The 15,837-nt window shown below is 60.3% G+C and carries 16 protein-coding genes; 15 read left to right on the forward strand and 1 reads right to left on the reverse strand.

The features are described 5' to 3' along the window. The first annotated feature begins 1 nt into the window (after position 1). From DW796_RS04950 to DW796_RS05005, 12 genes are all read left to right on the forward strand, one after another. Complete coding sequence (locus DW796_RS04950; protein WP_006235269.1) at positions 2-628, forward strand: adenylate kinase; 627 nt, start codon at positions 2-4, stop codon at positions 626-628. Beyond that, positions 625-1,413 carry a type I methionyl aminopeptidase gene (map, locus tag DW796_RS04955; RefSeq protein WP_006235270.1) on the forward strand — a complete coding sequence of 263 codons (789 nt, stop codon included), beginning with the start codon at positions 625-627 and terminating at the stop codon, positions 1,411-1,413. Before DW796_RS04950 ends, map begins: the two co-directional genes overlap by 4 nt. Before the next feature lie 143 nt (positions 1,414-1,556). Next, a complete protein-coding gene (gene infA, locus DW796_RS04960) occupies positions 1,557-1,775 on the forward strand; it encodes a translation initiation factor IF-1 (RefSeq protein ID WP_035137443.1) in 219 nt (72 codons plus the stop codon). A gap of 150 nt (positions 1,776-1,925) precedes the next feature. Further along, positions 1,926-2,039, forward strand: coding sequence for a 50S ribosomal protein L36 (rpmJ, locus tag DW796_RS04965; RefSeq protein WP_006363204.1), 114 nt, complete (start codon positions 1,926-1,928; stop codon positions 2,037-2,039). A gap of 14 nt (positions 2,040-2,053) precedes the next feature. Then, on the forward strand, positions 2,054-2,428 hold the full coding sequence (gene rpsM, locus DW796_RS04970; protein ID WP_022094275.1) for a 30S ribosomal protein S13: 375 nt from the start codon (positions 2,054-2,056) through the stop codon (positions 2,426-2,428). A gap of 14 nt (positions 2,429-2,442) precedes the next feature. Beyond that, positions 2,443-2,847 (forward strand): 30S ribosomal protein S11, encoded by a 405-nt coding sequence (gene rpsK / locus DW796_RS04975; protein ID WP_118094460.1) that lies wholly within the window; start codon positions 2,443-2,445, stop codon positions 2,845-2,847. A 19-nt stretch (positions 2,848-2,866) separates the two neighbouring features. Further along, complete coding sequence (rpsD, locus tag DW796_RS04980) at positions 2,867-3,463, forward strand: 30S ribosomal protein S4 (RefSeq protein ID WP_006235275.1); 597 nt, start codon at positions 2,867-2,869, stop codon at positions 3,461-3,463. A gap of 32 nt (positions 3,464-3,495) precedes the next feature. Next, positions 3,496-4,437: a DNA-directed RNA polymerase subunit alpha gene (locus tag DW796_RS04985; protein ID WP_006235276.1), complete on the forward strand. Its 942-nt coding sequence runs from the start codon at positions 3,496-3,498 to the stop codon at positions 4,435-4,437. Positions 4,438-4,467: 30 nt separating this feature from the next. Further along, positions 4,468-4,950, forward strand: coding sequence for a 50S ribosomal protein L17 (rplQ, locus tag DW796_RS04990; protein ID WP_089573564.1), 483 nt, complete (start codon positions 4,468-4,470; stop codon positions 4,948-4,950). A 92-nt stretch (positions 4,951-5,042) separates the two neighbouring features. Next, positions 5,043-5,867: a tRNA pseudouridine(38-40) synthase TruA gene (truA, locus tag DW796_RS04995; RefSeq protein ID WP_118094461.1), complete on the forward strand. Its 825-nt coding sequence runs from the start codon at positions 5,043-5,045 to the stop codon at positions 5,865-5,867. A 203-nt stretch (positions 5,868-6,070) separates the two neighbouring features. Then, entirely contained in the window at positions 6,071-7,069 is a 999-nt protein-coding gene (locus DW796_RS05000; protein ID WP_158566985.1) for a glycosyltransferase, read from the forward strand. A 132-nt stretch (positions 7,070-7,201) separates the two neighbouring features. After that, positions 7,202-7,639, forward strand: coding sequence for an arginine repressor (locus tag DW796_RS05005; protein ID WP_006235280.1), 438 nt, complete (start codon positions 7,202-7,204; stop codon positions 7,637-7,639). A gap of 184 nt (positions 7,640-7,823) precedes the next feature. On the opposite strand, the gene DW796_RS05010 is transcribed toward DW796_RS05005, so the two are convergent. After that, entirely contained in the window at positions 7,824-10,022 is a 2,199-nt protein-coding gene (locus DW796_RS05010) for a transglycosylase domain-containing protein (protein ID WP_117583036.1), read from the reverse strand. A gap of 162 nt (positions 10,023-10,184) precedes the next feature. Here DW796_RS05010 and DW796_RS05015 point away from each other — a divergent pair, with 162 nt between their 5' ends. The 3 genes from DW796_RS05015 to DW796_RS05025 all read left to right on the forward strand — a co-directional run bounded on the left by DW796_RS05015 (position 10,185) and on the right by DW796_RS05025 (position 15,789). After that, a complete protein-coding gene (locus DW796_RS05015) occupies positions 10,185-12,143 on the forward strand; it encodes a U32 family peptidase (RefSeq protein WP_158567695.1) in 1,959 nt (652 codons plus the stop codon). A gap of 96 nt (positions 12,144-12,239) precedes the next feature. Then, the gene (gene tyrS / locus DW796_RS05020; protein ID WP_118094463.1) at positions 12,240-13,451 is read left to right on the forward strand and encodes a tyrosine--tRNA ligase; all 1,212 of its coding nucleotides are present in this window, start codon (positions 12,240-12,242) and stop codon (positions 13,449-13,451) included. Between the two features lie 517 nt (positions 13,452-13,968). After that, a complete protein-coding gene (locus tag DW796_RS05025; RefSeq protein WP_118094464.1) occupies positions 13,969-15,789 on the forward strand; it encodes an adenine deaminase in 1,821 nt (606 codons plus the stop codon). Positions 15,790-15,837 lie beyond the last annotated feature (48 nt).

A 15,837-nucleotide genomic window follows, 5' to 3' on the forward strand; every position in this document is an offset into this window, starting at 1 on the left:
CATGAACCTCGTATTGCTCGGAGCTCCGGGTGCCGGTAAGGGCACCGTCGCACAGGAGCTCGTCGCCGAGTTTGGCGTCGCCCACATTTCCACGGGCGACCTGCTGCGTGCTGCCGTCAAGGGCGGCACCGAGCTTGGTATTCAGGCTAAGAAGTACATGGACGCTGGCGAGCTCGTTCCCGACCAGCTCGTGATCGACCTTGTCAAGGAGCGCCTTGCCGCCGATGACGCCCAGCAGGGCTTCATTCTCGACGGCTTCCCGCGCAACACCGCCCAGGCTGTGACGCTCGATTCCGAGCTCTCCGCCATGGGTCGCGAGATCGATTGCGCCCTTCTGGTCGATGTGGCCCCCGAGGTCATCATCGATCGTCTGTCTTCGCGTCGCACCTGCCGCGCCTGCGGTTACACCGGCACTGCTGCCGATGCCACCTGCCCCAAGTGCGGTGGCGAGATGTATCAGCGCGACGACGACAAGCCCGAGACCATCAAGAACCGTCTCGACGTCTACGAGAAGTCCACGAGCCCGCTCGTCGACTACTATCGTGGCCAGGGTCTGCTCAAGTCGGTCAACGGTGACCAGGCTCGCGAGACCGTGTACGGGGATGTCAAAGAGGCTCTCGGTCTATGATCAAGATTAAGTCTGCAACGCAAATCGAGCAGATGAAGAAGGCAGGAGCGCTATCTAAGATGGCGCTCCGCCACGTTGGAGCCATGGTGCGCCCCGGCGTTTCGACTTTTGAGCTCGATCAGCTCGCGGAGCAGATTATCCGCATGCATGGCGGCACCCCTGCCTTTAAGGGTTACGGCGGGTTCCCGGGGACCATTTGCGCATCGATCAACGATGCCGTGGTTCACGGTATTCCCAACCCTGACATGATCCTGCGCGATGGCGATATCATCTCCATCGATACGGGAGCCGTTGTCGACGGTTGGGTCGGCGATAACGCATGGACGTTTTTCGTCGGCACCCCCACGCCCGAAGCCAAGGCTTTGTGCGAGGTCACGCGCGATTGCCTTAAGGCTGCCATCGAGCAGGCTGTTCCCGGTAACCATATCGGGGACGTCGGTTATGCCGTTCAGTCCCTCGCCGAGTCTCACGGTTACGGCGTGCTTCGTGATTATGTGGGTCATGGCATTGGCCGCGTGATGCACGAGGACCCCAACGTTCCTAACTATGGAAAGAAGGGGAGGGGCGTTCGCCTCCAGGCCGGCATGGTCATTGCCATCGAGCCGATGGTTACGATGGGTTCCAACCATGTGAGCACGGGCTCCGACGGTTGGATTGTTACGACCAACGACCACCTGCCCGCCGCGCACTACGAGAACACCGTCGCCATTACCAATGACGGTCCGGTGATTCTCACCACGGATGCCCAAGGTGCTTGGTGTTCCTTGCAGGGCGGTGAAATGTAGGGCTTGCGTCAAATGCACGCCTTAACATTTCAAATGTAACAAGTTCCGCTTAGTTGTGGAGCCATTACGAAGATATTACGATACGTGCATGCGTATTGTAGAATACTCAATCGCTGTCGTTTTCTAGAGAAAGATGATTGCTTGTGAAGAAGGAAGACGCAATTGAGCTCGAGGGTACGGTAAAGGAACCGTTGCCCAATGCCATGTTTAAGGTTGAGCTCGAGAACGGTCATTCGGTTCTGTGCAACATTTCTGGCAAGATCCGAATGAATTACATCCGTATTCTCCCCGGTGACAGGGTTGTCGTGGAGCTTTCCCCGTACGACCTGACCCGCGGTCGCATCACCTATCGCTACAAATAGCGGCACGAATACACGCACTCCATTTCCGGCTGCAGGCTTAGCTCAACCTACGGTCGGATTGTGTGTGAAGACCAGCCATAGTTTTAAACGCCTGCGGCTGGGCGAGTAGATAGTAGGGAAGTAGTTTGAGCGCTACCGAAAGGAAGAACGATGAAGGTACGTCCTTCGGTCAAGAAGATGTGCGATAAGTGCAAAATCATTAGGCGCCATGGCAAGGTCCTCGTCATTTGCGAGAACCCCCGTCATAAGCAGCGTCAGGGTTAAGAGAGGAGACTACGTTGGCCCGTATTAATGGTGTCGACCTCCCGCGTGAGAAGCGCGTTGAGATCGGTCTGACCTACATTTACGGCATCGGCCGCACCACTGCGACGAAGATCTGCGTCGAGTGCAACGTTAACGTGGATACGCGCGTTAAGGACCTCACCGAGGATGAGGTTAACGCCATCCGCGATTATATCGATAAGAACCAGATCATGGTTGAGGGCGACCTCCGCCGTGAGCGCAACCAGAACGTCAAGCGCCTTATGGACATCGGCTGCAACCGCGGCCTTCGTCACCGCAAGGGCCTCCCGGTCCGCGGCCAGCGCACCCACACTAACGCTCGTACCCGCAAGGGCCCGAAGCGTCAGATCGGTGCTAAGAAGAAGAAATAAGGAGCGCTAGATAGATGGTTACTGCTAAGAAGAACGTTCGCGCTGCCCGTCTGAAGCGCGCGGACCGTAAGAACATTTCCGTGGGCCAGGCTCACATTCGTTCTACGTTCAACAACACGATCGTTTCGATCACCGATCCCCAGGGCAACGTCATTTCCTGGAAGTCGGCTGGCCAGGTGGGCTTCAAGGGCTCCCGTAAGTCCACGCCGTTCGCTGCCCAGATGGCTGCCGAGGCTGCTGCCAAGCAGGCCATGGAGCACGGTATGAAGAAGGTTTCCGTCTTCGTCAAGGGCCCCGGCTCCGGTCGTGAGACCGCCATCCGCTCCCTCCAGGCTGCTGGCCTCGAGGTCTCGAGCATCCAGGACAAGACCCCCATTCCGCACAACGGCTGCCGCCCCAAGAAGCGTCGCCGCGTGTAACTGAAAGGATCGTATCAATATGGCAATCGACAGGACTCCTGTTCTTAAGCGCTGCCGTCAGCTCGGGATCGATCCCGCTGAGCTCGGTTACAGCAGCAAGAAGGAATCTATCCGTCAGCCCAAGCGCCGTCGCAAGGAATCTGAGTACGGCATGCAGCTGCGCGAGAAGCAGAAGGTCAAGTTCATCTATGGCGTTCTGGAGAAGCAGTTCCACGGCTACTTCAACAAGGCCCGTAAGATGAACGGCGTCACCGGTGAGAACCTCATGATCATCCTTGAGTCTCGCCTCGACAACGTCGTCTTCCGTCTTGGCTTCGCCCGCACCCGCAAAGAGGCTCGTCAGTCCGTCCGTCACGGTCACTTCACCGTGAACGGCAAGCGTGTGGACATCCCGTCCTACCGCGTCAAGGCCGGCGACGTCGTCGCTGTCGGCGAGAAGTTCCGTGACCTCCTCCCCATCAAGGAGGCCCTGATTTCCTCCGAGCGCTTTGAGGTCCCTGGCTGGCTCGAGGTCGATATCGAGAAGCTGTCTGGTAACGTGCTCGCTCTGCCGACGCGTGAGCAGATCAGCGGTGATATCAACGAGCAGCTCATCGTCGAGCTCTACTCTAAGTAGTCCATCCGGGCTGCTGAGGCTGGAGGTAATACATGTCAGAATTCATTAGGCCTCAGGTTCAGGTCGAAGAGATCAACGAGACGTCTGCTCGTGTCTCCGTCGAGCCGCTCGAGCGTGGTTACGGCGATACGCTGGGTAACTCCCTTCGTCGCGTTCTTCTGTCCTCGCTCGAGGGTGCCGCCGTCGAGGCTATTCAGATCGATGGTGCGCAGCACGAGTTCATGACCATCCCTAACATGGTCGAGGATGTCACCGACATCGTCCTGAATGTCAAGGGTCTTGTCTTCAGGGCTCTCGGCACGACCGACGAGGCGACCGCCACCATCTCGGTTGACGGCCCCTGCGAGGTCACCGGTGCGGACTTCTTTATTCCGTCCGAGTTTGAGCTGGTCAACCCCGAGCAGCACATCGCTACGCTCACCGAGGGTGGCCATCTCACCATGAGCATGCGCATCGGCTATGGCCGCGGCTATGTCTCTGGCGAGGCCAACAAGCGCGACAACGATCCCATCGGTGTGATCCACGTCGACTCGCTGTACTCGCCGGTTTCCCGTTGCGCCAAGCTCGTTGAGGCTTGCCGTGTCGGTCAGCACACCGACTACGACCGCCTTGTCCTCGAGATCGAGACCAACGGCTCCATCGCCCCGCGCGACGCCGTGGTCCAGGCTGCCAATATCATCAATCAGCATATGGCCGCCTTTATGAACCTTGCCGAGACCCCCGAGGTTGAGGAGGAGGCTTCGATCTTCGCTCCCGAGGTCACCAACGACAACGCCGAGCTGGACAAGCAGATCGAGGATCTGGACCTTTCCGTCCGTTCTTACAACTGCCTTAAGCGCGCCAGCATTCACTCGGTCCGTCAACTCGTTGAGTTCTCGGAGAACGATCTGCTCAACATCCGTAACTTCGGTGTTAAGTCGATCGAGGAAGTGAAGGACAAGCTTGAGTCCATGGGCCTGAGCCTGAAGGCTTAATGCTTCGCATATTTGAGGAGAAACTAGACCATGCGTCACAACGTTAAGAAGGGCCTGAAGCTCGGCACCGATGCGAGCCACACCAAGGCCATGAAGAAGAGCCTTGCTAAGGCCCTCTTCGAGAACGACCGCATTAAGACCACCGAGACCCGCGCTAAGGCGCTGCGTTCGGTCGTCGATCCGATCATCACTTGGGCCAAGAAGGGCGACCTGCACTCTCGTCGTCTGGCTATCGCCAAGCTCGGCGATAAGCAGCTCGTTGCCGAGATCTTCGACAAGGCTGCCCAGGGCATGTGGCAGGACCGCAACGGCGGTTACACCCGCATCATGAAGCTCGGTAACCGCAAGGGCGACAATGCTCCCATCGTTATCATGGAGCTCGTCACCGAGCCTTGCACGCCTAAGGCCAAGAAGGCTGCTCCGGCCCCCAAGAAGGCCGCTGCTCCCAAGAAGGTCGAGGCTGTCGAGGAGACTGCTGCCGAGGAGGCTCCTGCTGAGGAGACCGCTGAGTAGACATTCCGTCTGCATAGGCTATATTCGAGGGGTACGTTCGCGTACCCCTCTTTTTTTGTCGCGATACCGTTGCTTGTTTGTTGGGAGCGTCCATGACTGCGCCGTCTGATTTCAATTCGATTTCCGAGCTTGACGCCACACTCGTATTTCGTGTGGCCTATGATGGCTCGTCGTATAGCGGATTTGCCGAGCAGCCGAGACAGACGACGGTTGCTGGTGAGCTACGTCGAGCCATCGAGACGCTGCTTCGCCGCCCGATCGATCTGACGTGCGCGGGGCGTACCGATGCCGGCGTGCATGCCGTGGCTCAGTACATCAGCGTGCCCGTTACGGACGCTGAGCTCGCTTGTACGCGCCGTAGGTGGCTGCGGGCCATGGATGCCCTGCTGCCCAAAGATATCGCCATTAACGAGGTCTACAGGGCCCGTAAAGGCTTTTCTGCACGCTTTGACGCGCATTCCCGTACGTATACATACCGTATTGCCGATCGCGATGCGCGCCCCGTGCTGTCCCGCGGTGCCGTGTGGTGGCATCGCTATCCCTTGGATGTTGAGGCTATGTCTTCTGCCTGCCCCGCGCTGCTGGGCGAGCAGGACTTTAAAAGCTTTTGCAAGGTTGCCTCGGCCGTTGGCAAGCCCACGCATCGCTGCGTGATGCGTGCCGAATTTGGCCATGAGGTTGCGTTTGGCGAGGACATCCTGACGTTTACCATCGAGGGCAATGCGTTTCTGCATTCGATGGTCCGTACGATCGTGGGCACGCTTGTCGAGATTGGCATGCATCGCCGTGAACCCGAGTGGATGCGCGAGGTTATCGATGCTTGCGACCGTACCGCTGCGGGCCCCACGGCTCCTGCCTGCGGCCTTACGTTTATGGGTGTGGATTACGGCCCCGACGAGCTTGTCGTTCTCGACTAGGGGAGTGCTCGGCGCGTCTGTGCCTTGCACATACTATGTGTGAGCTGCGCGTGTGCAACATCTGTTCTTGGCGTGCAACATGTTAGGCGGCTCGTTGCTTTTATAGCTCGGGTGTACCATGAACGACAGTTTGATTTGGTGCTATCGAGAGGATGGAAAACTTGGTTCGACGTTGTTCGCATCCGCGACTTTCGGTGATCCTTGTGGTAGAAGGTTCGCCCAGCTATGCGATGCGTGCGCTCGAGAGTATCCAGAACCAAGACCTCTATGATTTGCAGATTGTCGTTGTCTGCCGCGATGCTGCGCCCGGTGTGCGCCATTCGCTTCAAGTTGCTGCCGACAGGGACATCCATATTGATTTGATTGACGTCGAGGACGCGAAGCGCGGCGCTTGTCTTCGTGCCGGTTTTGATGCCTCGCGCGGCTCTCAAATCATCGCCATGAACGCCGATGAGTGGTTTGCTCCGCAGTCCCTTTCCAAGATGGTCGATATCGCGTGCGATACTGCGGCAGACATAGTGTTCCCCACGGTGTCGCTCGACCGCTATGATGCACATCGAGAGCGCCATTCGCGTGTCTTGGATGCTGCCTCTATTGTCATTGAAGACAAGTCTTCGATGGTGGCCGGGCTGCCTCAGTTGATTTTAGGCGGCTTGGTTGCTCAAGTCTCTGGCGTGATGTACAGCCGTCCACTGTTTGAGGCATGTCTTTTGTGCGATAAGACGTTTCGCACGGTTGGGTTTATGGCGTGCGCGCTCTCGCAGGCACAGCGCGTCTCCGGATGCGGCGACGCTTGTTTCCACGCGGCGGCGCCTAAGCTTACAGATGCCTTTGATCCCACCATGTATGCCAAGGTATCCGATGACACCCGGGCGCTCGACGAGCTTGCGGACTCACTCTCGGAAGCAGATAGCGGTGGTCGGCTCAAGCTGGCAAGCCAAAAGTTCTACTTTGCCGGACTGGTCGCCTGCATCGAGAATTTGTGTCTGAGCCCGCATGGAGTGTCGTCAATCGAGCGTTCCGCCCGCATGCGTGATATGCTCGAGGCGCCTCGAACCCGTCAGATGGTCGCCGCGCTCAAGGACAACCATCGGGGACTGGGCCTGTTGTTTGGGCCGATCGCCAGCGCTAAGCCCGCGCGCTGCGTGATGTGTACGCATCTGGCAGCTTTTCTTAACCGGACGGGCGCAAAAACCGCCTAAACGGCTCATTACGAAACAAACTTGCATAGAATTGTTTCGAAATGCGTTCTTATACACAAAAGCCTTCAAATAGCGTTAAACTATTCAATCACTGATTGATTGTCTCCGCCATCTTTTGGAGAGAGGGTTTGTATGGCTAAAAAACGCAATGGGCGCCAGGATGCCATTAGAGATATTGTGCGCAATAAGGATGTCCGCACGCAGCGCGTGCTGGTTGATGAGCTCCGTGCTATGGGCTTTGATTGCACGCAGGCGACTGTCTCTCGCGATATTGCCGACATGGGGCTGCGTAAGCTCCCTGAGGGCATCTATGTTCTGGCAGAGGACTTGCACCTGCAGCGTATGGTTTCCGAGCTCGTAACGGGCGTTCTGCGTACCGATAATCTGGTTATGATCAAGGCTCAGCCTGGCACGGCTTCCGGCATCGCCGCCGCCGTTGATGCGGCAGAGTTGCCCGATGTGCTTGGCTCGCTTGCCGGCAACGATACGATTTTGGTTATTGCCCAGACGGCCGAGGACGGCGAGCGTCTCGAGGCGCTGATCAATAAGTTGAGCAATTCTCGCAAGTAGGTGTGCGGGTCGTGCGCTCGGCATTGTGTGCGCTGACATAGTGGCTTGTAAGGGGTATCGACGTTGGTCGGTACCTCTTTTTGTTTGCCGGTATAAAGACCGCCCACCAGGTCGCTTCAAACTAAAAGGCCCCGAGCAGTTCAATAAGCTGCTCGGGGCCTTGTTGGCTTTAGTCGCGTACTTCTTAGCCGACCGTATCGTCAGGCGTGGGCGAGGGGTCGGGAGTGGGCGTAGGCGTAGGCGTGCCGCCATCGCCGCCGGTCGAACCACCAGTGGAGCCGCCCGTCGAGCCACCGGTCGTACCGGTGCCGCCGGTGGTGTCGCCGCCCGTGGTCTCGGTGGTCGTGGTCGTCGTGGTAGTCGTTGTGGTGGTTTCCTCTTCCTCTTCCTCTTCGTCCTTGTCCTTGTCGTCGTTCTCCGACTTCTTGGTGTTGTTGGTGCCGTAGAACTTCCAGACGCTGTTGTTCTTGTAGGTGGGCGCCGTTCCGGTCGCAAACTCCTCGCGCTCGGTACCGGTCAGAACGGTGTTCATAAACCGCTTAAAGACAGGCAGGTTGGTGCTGTCTCCCAGCAGGTCCGTGCCGTACTTTTGGATGGGGATCTCGCCCGCGGAATAGCCGGTCCACAGGGCGCATGCCAGCTGCGGGGTATAGCCGCAGAACCACAGGTTGGTGGTGTTGTCGGTGGTGCCCGTCTTGCCGGCATAGGGCTGGTTGACACTCAGGGCGCCGGCAGCACCCGTACCGCTGCCCTTCATGACGCCGGACAGAACATCGGTGACCGCGGCGGCCTCGCCCTCGGTAAGCACCTGTGAGGGATTGTCGGTGTGCTGGTACAGCACCGAACCGGTACGAGAGTCAATCTCGGTGATGGCGATCGGCTGGCGATAGTAGCCGCCGTTGGCAAACGTCGCGTAGGCGGCGGCCATCTCGAGCGGCGAGATCGAGCCGGTGCCGAGGGTCATGACGGGAACGTCCTCGATGTTGTCCTTGGCGGGGTCGATGCCGAGCTTTTTGACGAGCGAGATGATCTTGCTGTTGCCGACGGCTTCCGCCACCTGGATGTAGCCGGTGTTGGAGGAGTATGCCGTCGCCTGCTTAAGCGTGATGTTGCCATAGCTCTGGTTGGCGTAGTTTTGTACCTCGGTTGTGGTGCCCTTGGCCTTGAGCGGCGAGTTGCAGTTGAGGGTGACGTTGGGGTTCATGCCGTTTTGGATGGCAGTTGCCAGCGTAAAGGCCTTAAAGGTGGAGCCGACGGGACGCTTGGCCGTGGCATGGTTTACGTGGTTCTCGTCGGCGTTGTAGTCGTAGCCGCCCACCATGCACTTGATGTAGCCGGTCTTGGGGTCGACGACGACCATGCCCATGTCCAGGCCGTCAAGCGAGAGCGTGTCGAGCTGCTCGCGGACGGCATTCTCTGCCACCTGCTGCATCGTGGGGTCGATGGTGGTCTTGACGGTCAGGCCGCCCTTAAAGAGCACGTCGGTCGAGAACTCCTGCTCCAGTAGCTGCTTGACGTAGGAGACAAAGTAGGGCTGCGAGTATACGTCGACGCCGCTGCCCGAGATTTCGGTCACGTTGAGGGTGATGGGCTCGGCCTGTGCGGCATCGTGCTCCTCCTGGGTGATGTGGCCCAGGCGCAGCATGTTGTCGAGAACCTTGTTGCGGCGAGACAGTGCCAGATCGGGGTTGACCGTGGGGTCGTACTGCGAAGGCGAGTTGGGAAGGCCGATGAGCAGCGCGGCCTCGCTGAGGGTGAGGTCGGCGGCGCTCTTGGACAGATAGGTCTCGGCTGCGGCCTCGATGCCGTAGGCGCCGTGGCCGTAATAGATGGTGTTGAGGTACATCATGAGGATCTCGTCTTTGGAGTACATGTCCTCCATCTTGATGGCGATGTAGGCCTCGCGCACCTTACGCTCAATGGTCGAGTCGAACTGCTCCTCCTGCAGGATGGTGTTGCGCACAAGCTGCTGGGTGATAGTCGAGGCGCCTTCGTGCCCGCCACCGAGGGTTGCCACCGCAGCACGCGCGATACCCCACAGGTCGATACCGCCGTGCTCGTAGAAGCGCTCGTCCTCGACGTCAACGGTGCCCTGCAGCACGTAGGGGGAGACCTCGTCCTTGGTGATAGACTTGCGGTTTTGCGTGTAGAAGCTCGCGATCTTGTTGCCGTTGCAGTCGACGATCTCGGTGGGCTCGCTCACCAGATACGCGTTGGCGTCGGTGTAGTCGGGCAGATCGGACAGCCAGCGGTTGACGTTGCCGACCATGCCGATGCCAAATGCCACGCCCGCAATCAGCAGAAAGCCCAAAAACGAGAGCAGGATTATGGGCAGAGCATGCGTCTTTGAACGGCTGCGTCCCTGTCGTTGGCGAGGACCCATATATTGACCTCCAGGTATGTCGTGCCGGACGGTGGATGTGCCGTCGGGGCAGGATGGACATAAGTTATTACACGATAAACCAAACGGGGCGCGCGAGGCCTCGTGTATGCTGGAAGACGGCATTTTTCAGAGTGAATGCATACCTTGGTAAGGAGTTTGTCGATGGCGATTCGGACGATGGGGCCGAGCGGACAATACGAGACTGGATTGGATGCTGCCGGTGCGGCGCTGCCCGAGCTGCTGGCGCCGGCGGGCGGACTCGACCAGATGCTTGCGGCCATCGCCGCGGGTGCCGATGCCATCTATGCGGGGTTGGGCGGCTTTAACGCCCGTGTGAGCGCCCATGGCTTTACGGATAACGAGTTTGCGCGCGGCTGCGCCGTGGCGCATGCCCATGGCGTGCGTGTGTACGTAACGCTCAACGTGTTCGTGTTTGACGATGAGTTGTCCGACGCGGTGGCGTTGGGAGCTCATGCACTGGAGCTGGGCGCCGATGCTCTGATTGTCGCCGATGCCGGGTTGGCCTGTGCGCTGCGCGCGGCGATTCCCGGGGTCGAGATTCACCTGTCCACGCAGGCGGGCGCTCATAGCGAGGGTGCCGTGCGGCTTGCCGCCGATGAGCTGGGGGTCGAGCGCGTGACGACGGCACGCGAGCTGACGGTCGACGAGATTGCGGCGCTATGTGCCACGGGCGTGCCCATCGAGGTATTCTGCCACGGTGCGATTTGCATCGGCTATTCGGGGGCGTGCGAGTTCTCGGCCTTGCGGCGTGGGCGCTCGGCGATGCGCGGCGACTGCACGCAGCCGTGCCGTCTGGCGTACGACCTAGTGGACGAGGCGGGGCAGAGTGTTGTTGCCGTCGAGGGAGACCGCCTGCTTTGTCCGCGTGACTATCTGGGTATCGCGCACCTGCCCGAGCTTGTTGCCACCGGCGTGGCATCGCTCAAGATCGAGGGACGCATGAAGAATCCCGATTACGTATTCAACGTGGTGAGGGTGTGGCGTCGGGCACTCGATATGCTGTGCGACGGCGCGTGGGACTCCGGTGCCGTGGAAGAGCTTGAACGCGAGCTGGGAAGGTCGTTTAACCGTGGGTTTACCGATGCTTACCTGCGGGGTCGTTCGGGTGCCGAGCTCATGAGCTTTGAGCGCGCGATCAACCAGGGCGTGCGCGTGGGCCACTTGGTGGCGGTGGGTCACGAAGAGGTGACGGTTGAGCTTGATGCCGCCGTGGCGGCGGGCGATACGCTCGAAATCCGATTTTACCCGGGTGTCGACGCGCGTCCCGATGTGCCCAAGCGCTGGCCGCAGGTGCCCTGCCCGGTGGATGCCGCAGCGGGGAAGCGCGTCGTCGTGCATTGCAAGCGTAAGATGGACGCGGGCTGCGAGGTATACCTGATTCGTAGCGCCGGCGTGTTGGATCAGACGGCGGCGGTGTTGGAGCGCATGCGGGCCGAGGCGGATGCGATTGCGCCCGTTGCGCGTGCCGTTGAGGTGCTGCCCTTTGAGGACGTTGCGGTGGATAGCGGTGCGTCGCCGGAGTTGGTGGAGTGCGCGGTTCCCGCTCGCATGGTTTTTGCTTGGCAGCTGATGGATACCGACCCGCGCAGAGAACTCGATTTGTCCGACACCGTTGTGGTGCTTGACGAGGTGTGCCGCACGGGTGACGCTGACCGGACCCGCTCGCTGATGCAGCGTGCCGGGCGCGTCGTCTGCCGCAACCTGGGACAGGTGGTGATTGCTCGCGAGCTGGGCGTGACGTTTGACGTGGCGGCGCCGGTGTTCTGCGCGAATCGGGCCACGCTTACCTGGCTGCGCGGACTCGGTGCGGGGCGGGTGTACTTGCCGGCCGAGTTGCTCGGCAATGATGCGGAGCGTATTGCCGAACTGACGGCCGAACCTGGTGTTCTGAGCCCTGTCGATGCCGATTGCCCCGAGCTCATGGTGTGCGAGCACTGCCTGCTGACCGCCGAGGGCGTCTGCGCCACCGATGCGACGGGACAGGTCCGTTGCCGCGACTGCTTGCGTCGTCGGCAGGTACGCTATCTGGTCGAGCGTGACGGTACACGTCTGCCAGTTGCCATTGACGCATGCGGCAGGACGAGGATTTTCCTGTCGTAAGTGCCGCGTCGCGTCAGTTTGTTATCATAAGAGAGTTTATGGACTTCCAGCACCGCCGTTTTCGGCGAGGGTGCTATAGCAAAAGGAGGATACCCAATGCTGTCTGTTGACGAGCAAATGCGTATCATCACCTCGGGTGCAGCGCAGATCGTCCCCGAGGCCGACCTTCGCAAGAAGCTTGAGAAGGGCGAGCCCCTCAACATCAAGCTCGGCGTCGATCCCACCAGCCCCGACCTGCACCTGGGCCATGCCGTGCCCCTGCGCAAGATGCGTCAGTTCCAGGACCTGGGCCACAACGTCACCCTCATCATCGGCAACGGCACCGCGCTGATCGGCGACCCCTCGGGCAAGAACTCCACGCGTCCGCAGCTTTCGCAGGAGCAGATCGAGGCCAACGCCGAGACCTACGTGAGCCAGGCCATGAAGATTCTGGACCCCGAGAAGACCACCATCGTGCATAACGGCGACTGGATCTTGTCGATGGACCTGGCCGGCCTGCTGCAGGTGTGCTCCAAGTTCACCGTCGCCCGCATCCTTGAGCGCGACGACTTTACCAAGCGCTACCAGTCCCAGACGCCGATTGCCCTGCACGAGTTTCTGTACCCCGTGATGCAGGCCTTCGACTCCGTTCAGATCAAGGCCGACGTCGAGATGGGCGGCACCGACCAGCTCTTCAACCTGCTCGCCGGCCGCGAGCTCATGGAGAAGATGGGCATGGAGCCGCAGATTGCGCTCACCATGCCGCTGCTCGAGGGCACCGACGGCGTGCGCAAGATGTCCAAGTCCTATGGCAACTACATCGGCCTGACCGACGCTCCCAAGGATATGTTCGGCAAGACCATGTCCATCCCCGACGAGATGATCGGCAAGTACTATCGTCTGGCCAGCTCGCTCGCTCCGGCCGAGGTCGACAAGATCGACGCCGCCCTGGCCGACGGTTCTGTCGACCCCTACGAGCTCAAGCGCGCTCTGGGCCGCGACCTGTGCGATACCTACCACGGCGCCGGCGCCGGCGACGAGGCCCAGGCCGAGTTCGACCGTGTGTTCAAGGAGGGCCAGCTTGCCGACTTCCCCGAGAAGCACGTTGAGCTGACCGTCAACGACGAGGGCCAGATTTACCTCGCCGGCCTGCTCAAGGACCTGGGCCTTTCGGCCAGCGCCGGTCAGGCCCGCCGCGACATCGACGGCGGCGGCGTCAAGATCAACGGCAAGGCTGTGGCTCCCAAGAGCTACAACATCGATCCGAGCGCCCTCAAGCTGGGCGACACCCTCTCCGTGGGCAAGCGCAAGGGCTTTAAGTTGGTTTAGTTACGCGGTTTTACCAAACCGCGTAACCGGTTGACGCTGCAAACCCGCCAGAGCGGCAATCTGCCTTTCAACTTCGGCGGCATGACCAGAAGGTCAATGCCGCCTCGTTTCAAGGCACCTTGCTCGCTCTGGCGGGTTTTCGCTGTCGTTGCCAAGACATCGGCGCTTCCGTTGTTGTAGGTGGCAGTTGGGTGCACTCATTGGGGACAGACTTAAATGAGTGCCCACAGAATGAGAGTGGATAATCTTCCGTTTTTGGCCTGCTTTGGGGTTCAAAGTGGGAGATTATCCACTCTCATCATTTTGCGGCACTTGGGGACGTTCCTTTTGTGCCGGCACTTTGGGACACTCCTTGTCATTGGTACAAAGCAACCTGTCCCCATTGCGCCAAGCGGCGTGTGCCGTTAAGCGGAAGGGGTGTTAGCGGGACTTTCTTTTGGGCATACAATGGCTATTGTCTTGCTGCGGTGAAGGCCTGTCCGCTCCGCAGCTGTTTTCTACGGTTAAAGGAGAATGTATGTCCGTTGAGGTCATGAGGTCTGTGATCGAGGCCGCCGAGGGCCGCGTGCCCGTCGACACGCTGTTTACCAATGCGCAGATCGTCGACGTGTATGGCCAGCGTGTGGCGCCCGGTAGCGTTGCCGTCAAGGACGGTGTGATCGTCGGCGTGCTCTACGATGGTCGCGACGATGCCGCTGGCACCTACGAGGCAACTGAGGTCGTCGACTGCCAGGGTCGCTATCTCGCTCCCGGTTTTATTGACGGGCATCTGCACATTGAGTCCTCGAACATCCGTCCCGCCGAGTATGCTCGCATGGCCGCGACGCGCGGTACTACCACCGCCATTGCCGACAGCCACGAGATTGCCAATGTTGCCGGTCTCGACGGCCTGCGCTTTATGATCGAGGATGGTCGTCGTGCGCCCATCTCCATCAAGTACATGATGCCTTCGTGCGTGCCCGCACTGCCCGACGAGCAAGCGGGCGCTGTGATTACCGCCGCTGACATGCAGGCGTTTTTTGCCGAGCATCCGGGCGATGTCTTTGGTCTGGGCGAAATGATGAACCTGCCGGGCGTCTTTATGGCCGACCCCGAGACCTGTGCCCGCATCGATGCTGCCAACCAGACGCCGTCCAAGCAGGTTGACGGCCACGCGCCGCTCGTTGCCGGTATGGACCTCAACGCCTATGCCGCAGCGGGCATTATCGCCGACCACGAGTCGACGATTCCCGAGGAGGCGCTCGACAAGCTGTCCCGCGGCATGTATGTGATGCTGCGTGAGGGCACGTGCAGCCACGACCTGGCCAATTTGTCTCCGATGCTGCTGGAGAACCCTGCCCGCGCCCGCCGCTGCTGCTTTGCGACCGACGACCGCGCTCCCTCCGATGCTCTTTCGACCGGCATGATCGACAATGCCTGCCGCGTGGCCATCGAGGCCGGTATCGACCCCGTGGTCGCTATCTCTATGGCGTCCCTCTCCACGGCCGAGGCGTTTGGCCTGGATCACGGCTGCCGCGACCCGCACGAGCTGCGTGGTGCGATTGCCCCGGGCAAGCGTGCCGACCTGCTGGTGCTCAACGACCTGACGTTTGCCACGGCGCCGCATCGCGTATATGCCGCCGGTGCTCTGGTGGCGCAGGACGGCACCTTTGTGGGCGAGATCGCACCCGAGATGGCCGAGGTTGCGGCGCTTGCCGATGAGCTGCGCGCCTCCGTTAAGCTGCCGAAGCTTTCGCTCGACGTATTCGACTATGCCTTTAAGCCGGGCGAGGCCGTGATCGACGTGGTGCCGGGTAAGGCCATCACGGGTATGGCTCGCCCCGAGAGCGCCGAGGGCCTGCGCCGCATTATGCTGATCGAGCGCCACGGCCGCGGCGTGTCACTGCAGGCCGAGGGCGCCGACGGTGATGGTCCTGCGGGCCTGGGTCTTGTTGGCAAGCACATCGGTCGCGGCTGGGTACGCGGCTTTACCATCACGGGCGGTGCCATCGCCTCGACGATCGGCCACGACTCGCACAACGTGTGCGTCGTGGGCGATAACGCTGCCGATATGATGGCTGCCGTTGAGGCCGTGGGCCAGGGTGGTCACGTGCTGGTGCGCAACGGCGAGGTCGTGGCGCGCATTCCGCTGGCGCTCGGTGGCCTGATGAGCGAGGGCACGGCCGAGGATGTCGCCGCGCAGCACGACGACTTTATGGTCAAGGCGCGCGCCATGGGCATCGAGCCGCCGCTCGACCCCATCATGGGCATCATCTTCCTGCCCCTGCCGGTGATTCCGACGCTCCGCATCCGCCCCGAGGGCATGTTCGACGTCACCACCTTCACCTACGCCGACTAGTCATCGGGGACGTTCTTAAACGACTAGTCATCGGGGACACTCTTTGAC

The organism is Collinsella sp. AM31-2AC, from assembly GCF_003469285.1.
GTDB lineage: Bacteria > Actinomycetota > Coriobacteriia > Coriobacteriales > Coriobacteriaceae > Collinsella > Collinsella aerofaciens_AT.